General features: G+C 51.1%; 11 protein-coding genes and 1 pseudogene. 6 read left to right on the forward strand and 6 right to left on the reverse strand.

Translation table 11 applies throughout. The features are described 5' to 3' along the window. Window positions 1-59 precede the first annotated feature (59 nt). Window positions 60-686 (reverse strand): hypothetical protein, encoded by a 627-nt coding sequence (locus tag H6F86_RS05800; protein WP_190447164.1) that lies wholly within the window; start codon window positions 684-686, stop codon window positions 60-62. A 27-nt stretch (window positions 687-713) separates the two neighbouring features. Continuing rightward, the gene (locus H6F86_RS05805; protein WP_190447165.1) at window positions 714-1,013 is read right to left on the reverse strand and encodes a hypothetical protein; all 300 of its coding nucleotides are present in this window, start codon (window positions 1,011-1,013) and stop codon (window positions 714-716) included. Window positions 1,014-1,793: 780 nt separating this feature from the next. Between H6F86_RS05805 and H6F86_RS05810 the strand changes: the two genes are divergently transcribed. Further along, window positions 1,794-2,438 carry a tyrosine-type recombinase/integrase gene (locus H6F86_RS05810; RefSeq protein ID WP_190447166.1) on the forward strand — a complete coding sequence of 215 codons (645 nt, stop codon included), beginning with the start codon at window positions 1,794-1,796 and terminating at the stop codon, window positions 2,436-2,438. A 128-nt stretch (window positions 2,439-2,566) separates the two neighbouring features. Here the strand turns inward: H6F86_RS05810 and H6F86_RS05815 are convergent, their stop codons facing one another. Beyond that, window positions 2,567-2,698, reverse strand: a complete 132-nt coding sequence (locus H6F86_RS05815; RefSeq protein ID WP_190447167.1) for an AbrB-like transcriptional regulator — start codon at window positions 2,696-2,698, stop codon at window positions 2,567-2,569. Window positions 2,699-3,307: 609 nt separating this feature from the next. Between H6F86_RS05815 and H6F86_RS05820 the strand changes: the two genes are divergently transcribed. The 4 genes from H6F86_RS05820 (at window position 3,308) to H6F86_RS05835 (ending at window position 11,109) form a co-directional block, all read left to right on the forward strand. Further along, on the forward strand, window positions 3,308-7,507 hold the full coding sequence (locus H6F86_RS05820; RefSeq protein WP_190447168.1) for a CheR family methyltransferase: 4,200 nt from the start codon (window positions 3,308-3,310) through the stop codon (window positions 7,505-7,507). 68 nt (window positions 7,508-7,575) lie between these two features. Further along, window positions 7,576-8,031: a hypothetical protein gene (locus H6F86_RS05825; RefSeq protein WP_190447169.1), complete on the forward strand. Its 456-nt coding sequence runs from the start codon at window positions 7,576-7,578 to the stop codon at window positions 8,029-8,031. A 127-nt stretch (window positions 8,032-8,158) separates the two neighbouring features. Next, window positions 8,159-10,039 carry an ATP-binding protein gene (locus tag H6F86_RS05830; protein WP_190447170.1) on the forward strand — a complete coding sequence of 627 codons (1,881 nt, stop codon included), beginning with the start codon at window positions 8,159-8,161 and terminating at the stop codon, window positions 10,037-10,039. A 23-nt stretch (window positions 10,040-10,062) separates the two neighbouring features. Beyond that, window positions 10,063-11,109 (forward strand): chemotaxis protein CheB, encoded by a 1,047-nt coding sequence (locus H6F86_RS05835; protein WP_190447171.1) that lies wholly within the window; start codon window positions 10,063-10,065, stop codon window positions 11,107-11,109. Between the two features lie 122 nt (window positions 11,110-11,231). On the opposite strand, the gene H6F86_RS05840 is transcribed toward H6F86_RS05835, so the two are convergent. After that, window positions 11,232-11,546 (reverse strand): DUF1830 domain-containing protein, encoded by a 315-nt coding sequence (locus tag H6F86_RS05840; RefSeq protein ID WP_199305113.1) that lies wholly within the window; start codon window positions 11,544-11,546, stop codon window positions 11,232-11,234. A gap of 210 nt (window positions 11,547-11,756) precedes the next feature. Continuing rightward, the gene (locus H6F86_RS33090) at window positions 11,757-11,897 is read right to left on the reverse strand and encodes a hypothetical protein (RefSeq protein ID WP_347240090.1); all 141 of its coding nucleotides are present in this window, start codon (window positions 11,895-11,897) and stop codon (window positions 11,757-11,759) included. Between the two features lie 217 nt (window positions 11,898-12,114). Between H6F86_RS33090 and H6F86_RS05845 the strand changes: the two genes are divergently transcribed. Then, on the forward strand, window positions 12,115-12,324 hold the full coding sequence (locus tag H6F86_RS05845) for a hypothetical protein (RefSeq protein WP_190447172.1): 210 nt from the start codon (window positions 12,115-12,117) through the stop codon (window positions 12,322-12,324). 221 nt (window positions 12,325-12,545) lie between these two features. Here the strand turns inward: H6F86_RS05845 and H6F86_RS05850 are convergent. After that, a pseudogene (locus tag H6F86_RS05850) lies at window positions 12,546-13,316 on the reverse strand (NTPase (NACHT family)); the annotation flags it as partial.

Consider the following 13,316-nt stretch of genomic DNA (forward strand, 5'->3'; position numbering starts at 1 on the left):
CTCATCGGTCAGGTCACTGTCGTAGTAAGGCTGACTCATATCCTCAAGCCATGTAGATGTCACTCTTCTGGTATCGCGCCTTTGTGACCGTAGTTGTCTTCTACTTCACATACATTTACAAACAGTTTCTTATATTCCTCCAGATAATCATTTCTGAGCTCTCTCACTTCTTCAATAACATCGATATCCGTCCATTTACGACGTTTCACAACGTCGAAATGCAACCATTTTGTTACTGCGATCGCAGTAGTAGCAGCAGCAACAGCAGGAATGTGAGAATTTCCTCTCTCCTCGACTGACCAGTCAGCAAAGGCGTCAATTAAGTGAGTGTGAGTGATTAGTTCTAGAGAGAGTGGCTGTTTGGGATGCTCCTCACTAAAGTCAACGTACCATTCAAAGAAGCGGAGTACCGTTTCTTTTTCATTTGTAAAGGTAGACTCTTCAAGCACCTCTAATTCGGGTCTGAGCTTACCTACCTCATTTTTCCTTCGCACCACTACACCCTTAACCAGTTGTTTTTTCCCACCTGTACGCCGAAAGACTTCAAAACTTTTAAACTCTGTTTTCACACTTTCTGGTAATTCGTCTTCTGGGAAAGCGTAAACTGACCCTCGCGGTCTAAGAACAGACTTTGGTATATACTCTGGGAACTTTGGTACAAAAGCTGGTAAATCATCTGGAAACATCTCCTGCCACCAGGCTTGTTTCGCTAGTCAGCGCATAAAGCGTCCTAAAGCGGAGCGGTAGTTACCTTTAGTTGCCTTCGATGTTTTGCCTGCTTCCAAGGCCAGCGCAAATTGCTCATCAAAGAGTCCTAAAGCATTCTTGAGCCTTTTGGCGCTCAGCTTTGCACTATAAGCGGCAATCTCCTTGGGCGACAAATGCTTTGTCTTTGAATCGATTCCAGGAAGGACGTAGAGCTTGAGCGCTGTTCGAAGATACTTGCTGAGGTTGGGGTCTTTAGATTGTTTGAACTCTTTGAACTGTAACCAGATCCCTAAAACTAGACTCAAGGTGTACTATTTCATGTCAGATTGTGCCTAATAGACGTGGAAATTGAGGTAGATAGGAGCAACCGTCCTGCTTGCAATGATTGGCATAGCGACAGTCAGCAAGCGGTAACAACGCAAAGCCAAGTGTTTCCAGCACAAACAGTCTCAGACAAAGTCAATGGTGGGAGAGTTCAAGCTATTCAGTATTCAGTCAGGGCAATGGCTAAAAGTTCCAGTCAGTCGTGATTTCAGCCTTGGCGATTAAAACTTCTCCCTTCCTAGACCAAGGCGGTGATGAGCGCCTCTACAGCAGCGACAAAAACGAGTTGACACCACCAAAGTACGAGCAAGTCTCGGTGTATATTTTCTACATACACCGAGACTTGCTGTTATTAACGCCGTTCAAAGGAATTTAGGTCAAACTGGGCAAGCGTGAGTAGCTTCTCGCGTTTGTTTAGCCTTCTGTTTTTTAAGCAAACGCTTGATACGATGGACTGGATGCTTTGTCTGCTTGAGATGCAGCACGACGCTTTAATACCTCGTTCAGTCAGCAAAATGGTAGAGCCTAGTGCCGCGGAGGGAGATTGGAAAGACTACTGCAAGCGCTTTGCCGCTCACCTGCAGCAATTGGGACGTAGTCCGCTCACGGTCAAAAATTACCTTTCAGACTTAAAGTCCTTCAGTCAATAGTTAAGGATGTCTAAGTACGAGCGACTTGGTCTCACACAGGTGATCTCGAAAGAGCAGGAGGTCTAATATCAAGCGTTTTTGTTAACTCAGCAGAAGCTAAAGCCTAATAGTGTGAACCGTAGGCTGGGTGCACTGAAGACTTTCTACACCTGGTTGCATCAAACTGAGGCACGAGGGAGTGAGCGGCTTCCCCGCGTCCCTGATCCGGTTAGAGGGGTTCCAATGGCACGAGCGGCTCCCTTAAGTCAGGAGGAACAACTGAGACTGCTCGAAGCAGTGGAGCAGTCTCAGAACTACCGTGATTGCGCCATTGTCAAGGTGCTGTTGTCTACAGGGATCCGAGTGGGGGAACTGTATCAGTTACACTGGGCTGATCTAGACCTTGAGACTGAACAAGGTCAGTTACGTGTACGACCGGGGACAAGCAATCGAATGAGAAGGCTTGTGCTGCCTCCAGACGTTTGTAAAGCTCTGCTTAATTTAGGTGCTCAAGTGCAGGGTAGCAGCCAAGCCCCCGTTTTTGTCGGGCAAAGGGGCAGTATGACGGCACGAGAGGTGCAGGATGTCGTGAAAAAATATGCCTTGAAAGCAGGTCTGAGAAACTTTACGCCTCACATGCTGAGACATACTTATGCGTGCAGGCTCGTAGAGCAAAAAGTGCCTCCAGATAAGATCACAACCTTGATGGGAACGAGCGCTGAAATGCTCCTTTCCTATTATGTAATGGCCTTACCGGTGGAGAAAGCGCCGCCTTAGTTATGTCAGGCTTTGACTGCCCTTGTTTAGCAATGGAGTTCCACTGGTGCGATCGTGCCTTTGAGTATTGAAGCGATCGTTTGGCTTTGGACTGCTGTGTTGTGGGGCAGCGAACTGGCTGCCGTGCCTTAATCGGCAGGGTCCAGTTGTTTGAGCTGCATGTGTTTGCGTCCTAGCATCAGCTTAAAGGCATCACCTAGCTGGAGCGCCCTTGGCTCGGTGTAGGCAGCGCCAATCGACAAGGGGCCATTCGCTTGCACCGCTGTTCACTCCAAGAACCTGCACTCTGATCATGCTGGATGATTGGTCACACTGACTGATGGAGCGTTGACCACGAATCGCTAAGTGCATGGAGGCAGTGAGTGGTCAAAGAGCAGTCGGTTTTTGAGGGTGTACTAGTGCGTTGGACTAAAATTGGACTCAAAAAGCTCAAAAAGCGGTAGTACAGCAGTCTTTTTGCCTGTTTTTAGAGGCTGAAAGCCCAATGCCTTCGTTGCCCCGTTGCTCCGGGGTGCAACTAACCAAGGCGATCGCCCAACATCTTTCAGCTTGCTTTGACCAAAGAAGAGGCAAGGCTCTGCTGGTTCGGCAGTGTTTTTCTGCTCTTACTTACAGCCAGGTTTGACTAACGACAGATGTGTTAGCGCCTTCACTAGGCGATAGCCAATAGCAGAAAGTTAGGGATATTCTACCCAAGCGACTACCCGTTTCTTTGAACAGAACAGGACCCTCTGCAACCGCTTCACTATCCAGCGATTGGATAACGACTAGCTTCGAAGCCCTCTATCGCCAGAAAAACCGGAAAGATCAGGTAAAGCATCCTACAGTGGAGAGGATGTTTGTTAATCCGCGGTGCCGCACTTGAGCCTATGACTGCTGATCCCTCGGCTCAACCACCGTCTTCTACTAACGATGTCTTCGACACAAGGTCGCAATTAGTCGAAGCGCCTTTTCCCGTAGTGGGGGTCGCTGCCTCTGCGGGCGGGTTAGAAGCCTTTACGCAATTGCTCACCCATCTGCCGACTGACACAGGGATGGCGTTTGTCCTGATTCAGCATTTAGCCCCGGATCACGAGAGCTTGCTGAGCGAAATTCTTTCCAGGGCAACGTCTCTGGTTGTGCACGAGGTGCAAAACGGCATGCTCGTGGAGCCAAACCAGGTGTATGTGATTCCGCCGAACACCAAGATGATTCTCTCTGAGGGTGTGCTGCAACTGTCGCCCCGCGAGAAGGTGTTTGGCAAATATATGCCAGGGGATGCCTTTTTCACTTCGTTAGCGGCCGATCGCGGACACAAAGCGATCGCCGTCGTGTTATCGGGCGGCGATGGCGATGGGTCGTTGGGGCTCAAGGCCATCAAAGCGGCTGGCGGTGTGACGTTTGCCCAGTGTGAAGACACGGCACAGTTTGACAGTATGCCTCATACGGCAGTAGCGACGGGGAAGGTGGATTTTGTGCTGCCGCCCGCCCGCATTGCTGAAGAACTGGCAACCCTCAGCCGCAATCCGCTGCTCGTTGGTCCTTTGCCAGTAAGCGTGCCCAGTGCCTCACCAGAGACAGGGGATGCCTTGAGCACGATTTTTGCACTGCTGAAAGCCGCTACGGGGGTTGATTTTAGCCGCTACAAGCCCAACACGGTCCATCGCCGGATGCAGCGGCGGATGCTGTTGTACAAGCTGGAACAGTTGGAGGAGTACGCCCAGTATCTCCAAGCGCACCCAGCGGAAGTCAAAGCGCTGTATGAAGAAATTCTGATTCATGTCACGAGCTTTTTTCGTGATCCAGAGGCGTTTGAACAGCTAAAAGAGCGCGTTTTCCCGCTCATCACCCAAAACAAGTCTGCGGATGCGCCGATTCGGATTTGGGTAGCGGGCTGTTCCACTGGTGAAGAGGTGTATTCGATCGCCATCAGCTTGCTGGAGTTTTTGGACGCTCAAGCGGCGGCACCCCCCATCCAGATTTTTGCCACTGACATTAGCGAACCGGCGATCGACAAAGCCAGAGCGGGCCTTTATGCCGAGAATCAAATGGTGGACGTTTCCACTGAGCGCCGCCGCCGCTTCTTCTATGCGCTGGAGGGCGATCGCTACCAAATCAATAAGAGTGTGCGCGAACTCTGTGTGTTTGCGCGCCACAACCTGGGCAGCGATCCGCCGTTTTCTAACCTCGACCTCATTAGCTGCCGCAATGTGCTGATTTATCTGGGTGACTCGCTGCAAAAGCGGATCATGCCCATCTTTCATTACAGCCTGAAGCCGTCGGGCTTTCTACTGCTGGGCACCGCCGAAAGCACCGGTCATGATGCCGACCTGTTTACCTTAGTTGACTCGAAGTACAGGCTGTATGCCAAGCAAATGGCCGGGACGCGCCCCCTCCTTTCGTTTACGCCCAGTCGCTACCCGAGCGCCAGAGTGAGCGATCGACTGTCCACGTCGGCTCCGCCCGAGGGGTTTGACCTCCAAACAAAGGTTGATCAGCTGATTGCCAGTCAGTATGCACCCACGGGAGTAGTGATTGACGACAAAATGCAAGTGCTGCAATTGCGGGGAGACGTCGATCGCTATCTGCGCTTAGTCTCTGGGGCGGCGAACCTCAACCTTTTCAACCTGGTACGCGATGGCTTACTGGTCGAACTCCGAGCGGCGATCTATCAAGCCCAACGGCAGGACGCGCCCGTCAGCAAGCACGGACTCCAGCTGGAAGAAGGCGGTCCGGTCAGACGCATCAGGCTGCAGGTGATTCCGTTTAAGGTGCCTGGTGCTGACGCACACCGCTTTTTAGTGCTGTTTGCTGACGAGCCACCTGCCAGCGACCCTGTGCCTCTCGATCCAGAGCGCCCGCCGGGAGCACTAGAGCAGGAACTTGCCCGTCTGCGGCAGGCATTGGCAGCGGCTCACCAGGAACGTGCTGCAACTCAAGAATATTTGCAGGCAGTGATTCAAGAGCAGGAACACAGCAACCAGGATCTCAAAGTTGCCAATGAAGAAATTTTGTCGAGCAATGAGGAACTGCAAAGCACGAATGAAGAGTTAGAGACGGCTAAAGAAGAGATTCAGGCCACCAACGAAGAACTCAACACCACGAACGAAGAACTCCGCAGCCGCAATGGCGAATTGCACCAGGTGAATAACGATCTGACCAATCTGCTGGCCAGCATCAATGTGCCGATTCTGATGTTGACGAATGATCTGCGGATTCGTCGGTTTACGCCGATGGCACAACGGTTGTTCAACTTCATTCCCACTGATGCCGGACGACCGTTGAGTGATATCCGAGCGAATCTCAACGTCCCAGACTTAGAGTTGCTGTTGCTGGACGTACTAGAAACGTTAAGCGTGAAGGAACTGGAAGTGCAAACCCAGGGCGGGCATTGGTATCTGCTCCGCATCCGTCCCTACCGCACACTCGAAAACCAGATTGATGGCGTGGTGCTGGTGCTGCTCGATATTGATGCCCTCAAGCGTAGTGCCACTACACTCGAAGCGGCGCGAAACTATGCAGAAGCGATCGTCGAAACGGTGCAGGTGCCGCTAGTGGTGCTGGAGTCTGATTTGCGAGTGAGCAAAGCCAATCGCTCGTTCTATGACACGTTTCAGGTCGCACCGCTCGAAACGACCCAAACGTTGATCTTTGAGTTAGGCAACGGGCAATGGAACCTTCCCGGACTGCGATTGCTTCTGGAATCTATTCTTGCTGACGAGACGACGGTGCAAAATTTTGAGGTAACGCATGAGTTTGAGCACATTGGGCAAAAAACGATGCTGCTAAATGGTTGGAAGATTCGCCAAGACGGGAACGCTCAACAAATTTTGCTGTCGCTCGAAGACATCACCGAGCGCAAGCACTTTGAAACGGAGCGATCGCAGTTACTCAGCCAGGAACAGGCGGCACGGCAGGCGGCGGAAACTGCCAGTCGTGCGAAAGATGAATTTTTGTCGAACCTCTCCCATGAACTCCGTAACCCGCTGAATACAATGCTGGGCTGGGCACAAATTCTCCGCCAGCGCCAGCAGGATGACGCAACGGTTGAGCGGGCACTCGACATTATAGAGCGAAGCGCCAGAGCGCAGTCTCAACTCATTGAAGACATGCTAGATATTGCGCGGATCACTAGCGGCAAGCTGCACCTCAACACGCGACTGGTAGATCTGGGCACCGTGATCAAGGAGGCGATCGAGTCTGTCCAACTGGCTGCCGACGCTAAAGCGATTCAAGTGGTGGCGCAAGTCAACTCTGCCACCGTTGTGGGGGATGTCGATCGCTTGCAGCAAGTGTTGTGGAATCTGCTGTCTAACGCCATCAAGTTCACACCAGCCGGTGGACGGGTGGAAGTCACGTTAGCAACGGTGCAGAATCAAGCCGCCATTCGCGTGACGGATACAGGACAGGGCATTCGGGCAGAGCTACTGCCTTATGTGTTCGAGCGCTTTCGTCAGGGCAATTCCAGCACTAGCAAAGATAAACAGGGATTGGGTTTGGGGTTGTCGATCGCTCGGCAGCTTGTGGAACTGCATGGTGGCACCGTGCGAGCCGACAGCCCTGGCGAAGGACAAGGCACTACGATGACTGTACGCTTGCCGCTGCGTTCGCTGCCCGTAGACATCACACCACCCGGCGTGCTAGAACCGACCGCACTAGAACCCCTAGCGGTTAAGCCTCAAGCGTTACCTTCGCTGGCAGGCTTACACATTTTGGTAGTCGATGATGAAGTGGATAGCCTCGACCTGAATCGCTGGACGCTGGAGGACGCTGGTGCCACAGTGGTCACAGTGACCTCAGCCAGAGACGCGATCGCTGCTCTCAGTGCGTCTCCTAAGCGGTATGATGTGCTCTTGGCAGACATCGGTATGCCGGATGAAGATGGACTGATGCTGATCCGTCAGGTGCGATCGCTGGAGGCAACAGCGGGGGGACAAATTCCAGCAGCGGCTATCACTGCCTACGTGACCGAGCGCGAACGGCAAGGAGCGCTTGAGGCTGGGTTCCAACGACATCTGGCTAAACCGTTCGACCTGGCACAGTTGGTCTGGACGGTTGCAATCCTGGTGGGACGGGTGAGCGATGAATAAGCTAACTCGTAGGGTGGGCAGTGCCCACTCTACTTAAGTCAGAATGCGCGCTGGCGGTCTCCAAAACGATGTTAAAGGTCTTGGAAACGATGTTGGAGATCGCCAAAACAGCAATTGAGGTCTTGGAAATGATGTTTGAGATCCCCAAAACGACATTTGAGATCCCTAAAACGATGTTTGAGTTCTCCAAAACGATGTTTGAGATCCCTAAAACAACATTTGAGATCCCTAAAACGATGTTTGAGTTCTCCAAAACGATGTTTGAGATCCCTAAAACAACATTTGAGATCCCTAAAACGATATTTGAGTTCTCCAAAACGATATTTGAGTTCTCCAAAACGATATTTGAGTTCTCCAAAACGATATTTGAGTTCTCCAAAACGATGTTTGAGTTCTCCAAAATGATATTTGAGTTCTCCAAAATGATGTTTGAGATCCCCAAAACGATGTTGGAGTTCTCCGAAACAACAATTGTCGTCTCTGAAACGATGTTGGAGTTTCGGAAGTGCTTGATGCTAGGCTAAAACCTCTGAGGTTTACGCAAGTGAACGCAGAGTCAAGATCAGTAGATGGATGGGTTTATTAACGGCTCCGATTGCGTAGTATGTTGTAAAACTAAAGCCGCCCCACCAGCAGTCAGAGTGATTCAACATGGCATCTCCACAGCTTGAGGCGGTGTATCAACGCGCTTGGCTACTGCAACAGCGGGCGAACGAACTACCCGAATCGCAACAGTCACTCTTGGCACAGGCGTTGGAGGAGCTTCAAACCGTTTTAGAAGAATTGCAGGCATCTGAGGAAGAGCTACGTGCTCAAAATGAAGCGTTGGTTACCACTCGTCAGGCAGTCGAGGCAGAACGTCAGCGCTATCAAGCCTTGTTTGAGTTTGCACCCAATGGCTACCTCGTCACTGATGCCAACGGCAGAATTCAGGAAGCCAACTGCGCGATCGCGGCTCTCCTCAATGTTTCGCAACGGTTTTTGGTCGGCAAGCCGCTGCTGGTGTTTATTGATCCGCTTGATCGCTCGGCGTTTCATCTCAAGCTCGATCAATTACAGCAGTTAGACAAGCTGCAAGATTGGGAACTACGTCTGCGTTCGCAACAGCGATCGCCTTTCCAAGCGTCTCTTACAGTAGCCAGTGTAAGGAATTTAGCCGGTCGAATCGTTAGTTTGAGGTGGATACTGCGCGACATCACCAGGCAAAAGCAAGTCGAACAATTGCTAGAAAACCTGAATGCAGAGCTAGAACGTCAGGTGCAGGAGCGCACGATTGAGTTGCAGCAGGCACTGCATTTTGAGGCGGGTCTCAAACGCATTACTGATAAAGTGCGGGACAGTCTGGACGAACGCCAAATTCTGCAAACGGTGGTACGAGAATTAACTCTCGTACTTGGCTTAATTTGCTGCGATACGGCGCTGTATAACCTTAAGGCAGCGACTTCCACCATTCGCTATGAGTTTACAAGTGCTGTAAACGCTGTTGCGTCACCCTCCGCTCACGGTCAAGTAATTGCCATGTCAGCCTTTCCTGAAGGGTACCATCAGCTTTTGCGGGGTGAGTCGTTCCAGTTTTGCGAGTTTGCTGCAAGCACGCCGCGTCACCTCACGATTCTGGCGTGTCCCATTGTCGATGAACAGAATGTCTTAGGGGATCTATGGCTTTTCAAGCCGCCGCAGGATGCCTTTAACGAGTTGGAGCTGCGGCTGGTGCAGCAGGTGGCAAACCAATGCGCGATCGCCATTCGGCAAGCCCGACTGTATCAAGTCTCGCAAGTGCAAATTCAAGCAATGCAAAAGCTCGATCAGCTCAAAGACAGTTTTCTCAGTACGACTTCTCACGAACTGCGTTCCCCTGTTGCCAATATGCGTATGGCTATACGCATGTTGCAGCTTGCCTTGACTCAAGAGCGTCAGGTCCCTGATGAGTCTAAAAAGCTTGAGAAAGCCGCTGCGGTCGATCGCTATCTCGGCATTTTGAACGCTGAGTGCGAGCGCGAAATTAGCCTGATCAATGATTTACTCGATTTGCAACGGCTGGAGGCAGGTGAACACCCGGTAGCTTTAGAGCCCATGCAGCTACAAGCCTGGTTGCCTGCACTCATAGTACCCTTTCAGGAACGGGCACGCGAGCGGCAACAAACTTTACAGCTAGACGTTTCCCAAGCTTTACCTGTTTTAGTGTCTGATCTAGCCCTATTAGAGCGGGTTTTGACAGAGTTGTTGACGAATGCCTGCAAATATACGCCTCAAAACGGACACATCACCGTTGCTGTGCAAGCTCAAGGAGACTGGATGCAGGTACGCCTCAGCAACACGAGCAGCAAGGTGTCTGATGAGGCACTGTCTCGCATCTTTGATAAGTTCTACCGCATCCCCCATGCTGATCCCTGGAAGCAAGGCGGTACCGGTTTAGGGCTGGCACTGGTACAAAAGCTGATGGCACAGCTAGGCGGCACGATCGCCGTTAAAAATGCAGCAGGACAGCTTCACTTCACCCTTGAACTTCCCTTAGCCAACCCTCATCTCTAAGAAACCATCATTCAAGGATCTTTATGCCTGGACACGACATCATCGTCATTGGCGCCTCCGCAGGCGGACTCAAAGCACTTGGCACAATTTTAGGCGCTTTGCCTCCTAATCTGGATGCAACCCTCTTCATCGTGCGGCATCTCGCTGCCGATCAGCCCAGCATCCTGCCACAAATTCTTACCGACGTTAGCTTTCTCCCAGCCTCCCACCCCACCGACGGCGAAACCATTCAAACTGGACGAGTTTATGTCGCGCCGCCCGATTATCATCTATTAGTCAATCAAGGCTTGATGCGTGTGGTGCGTGGACCGCAAGAAAACCGCTTTCGACCCGCGATCGATGCGCTCTTTCGTTCCGCTGCCCGTGCTTATGGTGCGAGAGTCGTGGGTGTTGTGCTCACTGGCTATTTGGATGATGGCACCGTGGGCTTGCAGGCAATCAAGCAGCGTGGTGGCGTGGCGATCGTGCAAGACCCCAATGAAGCCGAATATCCCAGCATGGCCAGGAGTGCTTTGCGGTACGTGAAGGTCGACTATTGCTTGCCGCTGGCAGAAATCTCAGACCAGCTTGTGCGGTTGTCCCATGAACCTGCCGCCGAGGAGGAGACACATCCCATGAGCGACGCAATCGACGTTGAAGCCAAGATCGCAGAACAGCAGATGAATACCCAGGAGTTGTTGGAGCACGTCGAGGCGATCGGCACTCGCACGACTTACACCTGCCCAGAATGCAACGGCAGTATCTGGCAAATTGGTCAGGACGAGCTACTCCGGTTTCGCTGCCACATCGGGCACTCCTTTACGGCGAATGTGTTCCTAGCAGAGCAAACGCAGAATGTTGAAAATGCGCTGTGGACGGCTGTGCGGGTCATGGAGGAAAAAGTCACCTTTTCGCGTCAAATGGCGGAGCAGATGAAAAACTACAACTTACAGAAGGCAACAGTCAAATACGAAGAGCACGCCAAACGCCTGGATGCCGAAGTAGCAATCATTCGAGGCATTATTCTCGATGGCTTTGCGACTAAACGCGCCGTTGCCGCAGTCGAAGAGGAGCAGCCAGAAGCACTGTAGCGCCAGACCTGCCTCATAAAGTGTGAAACTGAGCACGGACACTAGACGCCTTCCGTGCGTTTCGTGAGGCTTGCCACCAGGACAAAAACGTCGATCCCAACCAGTTGTCTCACAGAGTCTCCTTAACGCACAGGCACTGAAACCTCAGGCTGCTGGTTAAGACACGTTGGCTCAGTTTGAGCTGCTTTAACAGCCAAGCGATCGCACTTGATAAGCTCAACTAAAGTCATAGTTGAAACGTTTGTAACATAAACTTCCAGTTGAGCTTCTGGTAGTGCTTCAAACAAAAGTCGCTCGCTTGGAAAAACAACGCGCTCGAAGTACCAGTTTGGCAGATTGGTAATCCGAACAAGCTTAATCTTCCGAGTGTTATTGGAGTAGTAGCAGAGAATGCGATTAGCACAATCAGCAGGCAAGCTATCTAAAATTTGAGTCATTGTGATGCCTCTTACAAGGTTTACGACCAGTGCAGTTTTGTGACGATCATGCCTAGCAGTACGACCAAACCGAGTGATCACTGGAAAAAGTTAACACCCTGAAAAAGTTCCTGCCACGCCCAGGTAAACAGAGAGCCAAAAGCCACTGTCTCTAGCTCCTTGTGCATGTTGCCGCTGGTCATTGAAAGTGTTAAGTTAGGTCGCTACAAGCTATACCAGAAGCGGTAAATTTGGCTTCTGAGCAAACACAATCTTGCCATCGCTAGCTCGAAAAGTGCGATTAAACAGAGTCGCTACCGTCGCTTTAGGTGTATGCACTTCAGGTGTATGCGTTAAACCTCTTTGACTCAAAAGAAAGTAAGTATGACGTTAAAAAGCAGTATGACTCTTTACCGTTAAAGATCGTGTCTAAATTCATGCTTTATTTGTGTCTAACTTAGACAAAGACAACTAAAACATTCAAAAGTTACAGATGAGGCTTTACTTCTCTACCTAGTAAGATACAGAACTTCTTTAATGCTTTCTGCTGTAGTAAGAAGCATCAAATCTGGTTAGAGGAGTCTGATTCATGACTGCAACTTTTATAGCAGGTCCTAAGTTTCGTCAGACACAATGGGTTGGCTTTATCGGCGGAGAAGGGGTTGTGCGAAGCTACACACCCGACGCTGGCAGCTGGACTTACTTGATTGAAATGACACTGGGTCCAAAACCTAACTTTGGCAGAGTGGGTGCCGAAACAACGGTGATGCTCAATGAGGCAGATCTGCGTGCAGCCTGACTTCAAAGCGAAATTATTCACAGAGCTTCTAGTGGCATTGCTCGTCGTGATGCTCTGGATCAGTAGCTTGGTATTGCTTTCACTAGACATCACTAGACATCGCTCCGCTAGCAATCATCGGGAGCGTGCCTGCTGTGTGAGGGCGAACGTGTATGCAGACTGGGTGCTTTAGCGTGGCGCATGCTGCCATACAGGGAGTTGTGGTCAAGCTCTTTATGCGGTCATAACAACGCGGCTTCAATCGCTTGCCGGACGGTAGCTGTTACTGCACCATTGCTGTTGAGGCACTCGAGCAACAACTGATTCGCGTCATAGTACTGTTGCAAGCACTCTTGCTGCTCAGGGCTAAAATGCCATGACTGCTGAGTCTGACGGTGCCTCACGATCGCCGCTTTCAACTGCTCTAGCCAAGCTAAATCATTTGTTTGCCACCAAGCCTGAACGCTTTTTTGGCTTTTTGTTTGATCAGGGAGTTGCGCTTGCAGTGCTTGCAGAGCGTGATGTAACTCCATGTCAAGCGTCATACTGAGGGCATGATTAAGAGCATCGACATAGGCTTGTGCTGGGGTGAGATCAGTGCTGGAGGCAAGCGCACAGAGCTGTACTAAGTCATCTAACACTATGTCCAGAAAAAGCGCCTGATTCAAGGTGGCTGCCAGCGCTAAGGGGGGGACAAAGTGCGGCTGGTAGAGCAAGGTCAGGTCAAAGGCACGTACAGTCGCAAGTTTGGGCGGTGTCGCAAGAGACTGCTGGCGGGTCCAAGCTAAGAACTTTTGTAGAGCGGGATCGTGAGCCACGAGCGCATCCCTTTGTTGCATCATTAACTGCAACAGGGAGTCTGCATTACTCAACATGGCAGCCGTCAACAGAAAGATTTCCCGCCAGCGGGGTTCAGTCAGATGCGTGACTAGCTGTTCTAACGCTTGATTAGAGGCTTGGAGTTTGTGACTGGCAACAATTTTGCGAGCCGTAAAATACTCTTGAAACGTCAA

It is taken from the genome of Phormidium sp. FACHB-592 (assembly GCF_014695795.1).
Taxonomy (GTDB): Bacteria; Cyanobacteriota; Cyanobacteriia; order Leptolyngbyales; family Leptolyngbyaceae; genus Stenomitos.

Excerpts from the sequence above, each read along its gene's own strand:
- H6F86_RS05830 (WP_190447170.1), top strand. The coding sequence starts at position 8,159 with ATGGCATCTCCACAGCTTGAGGCGGTGTATCAACGCGCTTGGCTACTG.
- H6F86_RS05845 (WP_190447172.1), top strand. The coding sequence starts at position 12,115 with ATGACTGCAACTTTTATAGCAGGTCCTAAGTTTCGTCAGACACAATGG.
- H6F86_RS05840 (WP_199305113.1), bottom strand. The coding sequence starts at position 11,546 with ATGACTCAAATTTTAGATAGCTTGCCTGCTGATTGTGCTAATCGCATT.
- H6F86_RS05800 (WP_190447164.1), bottom strand. The coding sequence starts at position 686 with ATGTTTCCAGATGATTTACCAGCTTTTGTACCAAAGTTCCCAGAGTAT.
- H6F86_RS05825 (WP_190447169.1), top strand. The coding sequence starts at position 7,576 with ATGTTAAAGGTCTTGGAAACGATGTTGGAGATCGCCAAAACAGCAATT.
- H6F86_RS05835 (WP_190447171.1), top strand. The coding sequence starts at position 10,063 with ATGCCTGGACACGACATCATCGTCATTGGCGCCTCCGCAGGCGGACTC.
- H6F86_RS05820 (WP_190447168.1), top strand. The coding sequence starts at position 3,308 with ATGACTGCTGATCCCTCGGCTCAACCACCGTCTTCTACTAACGATGTC.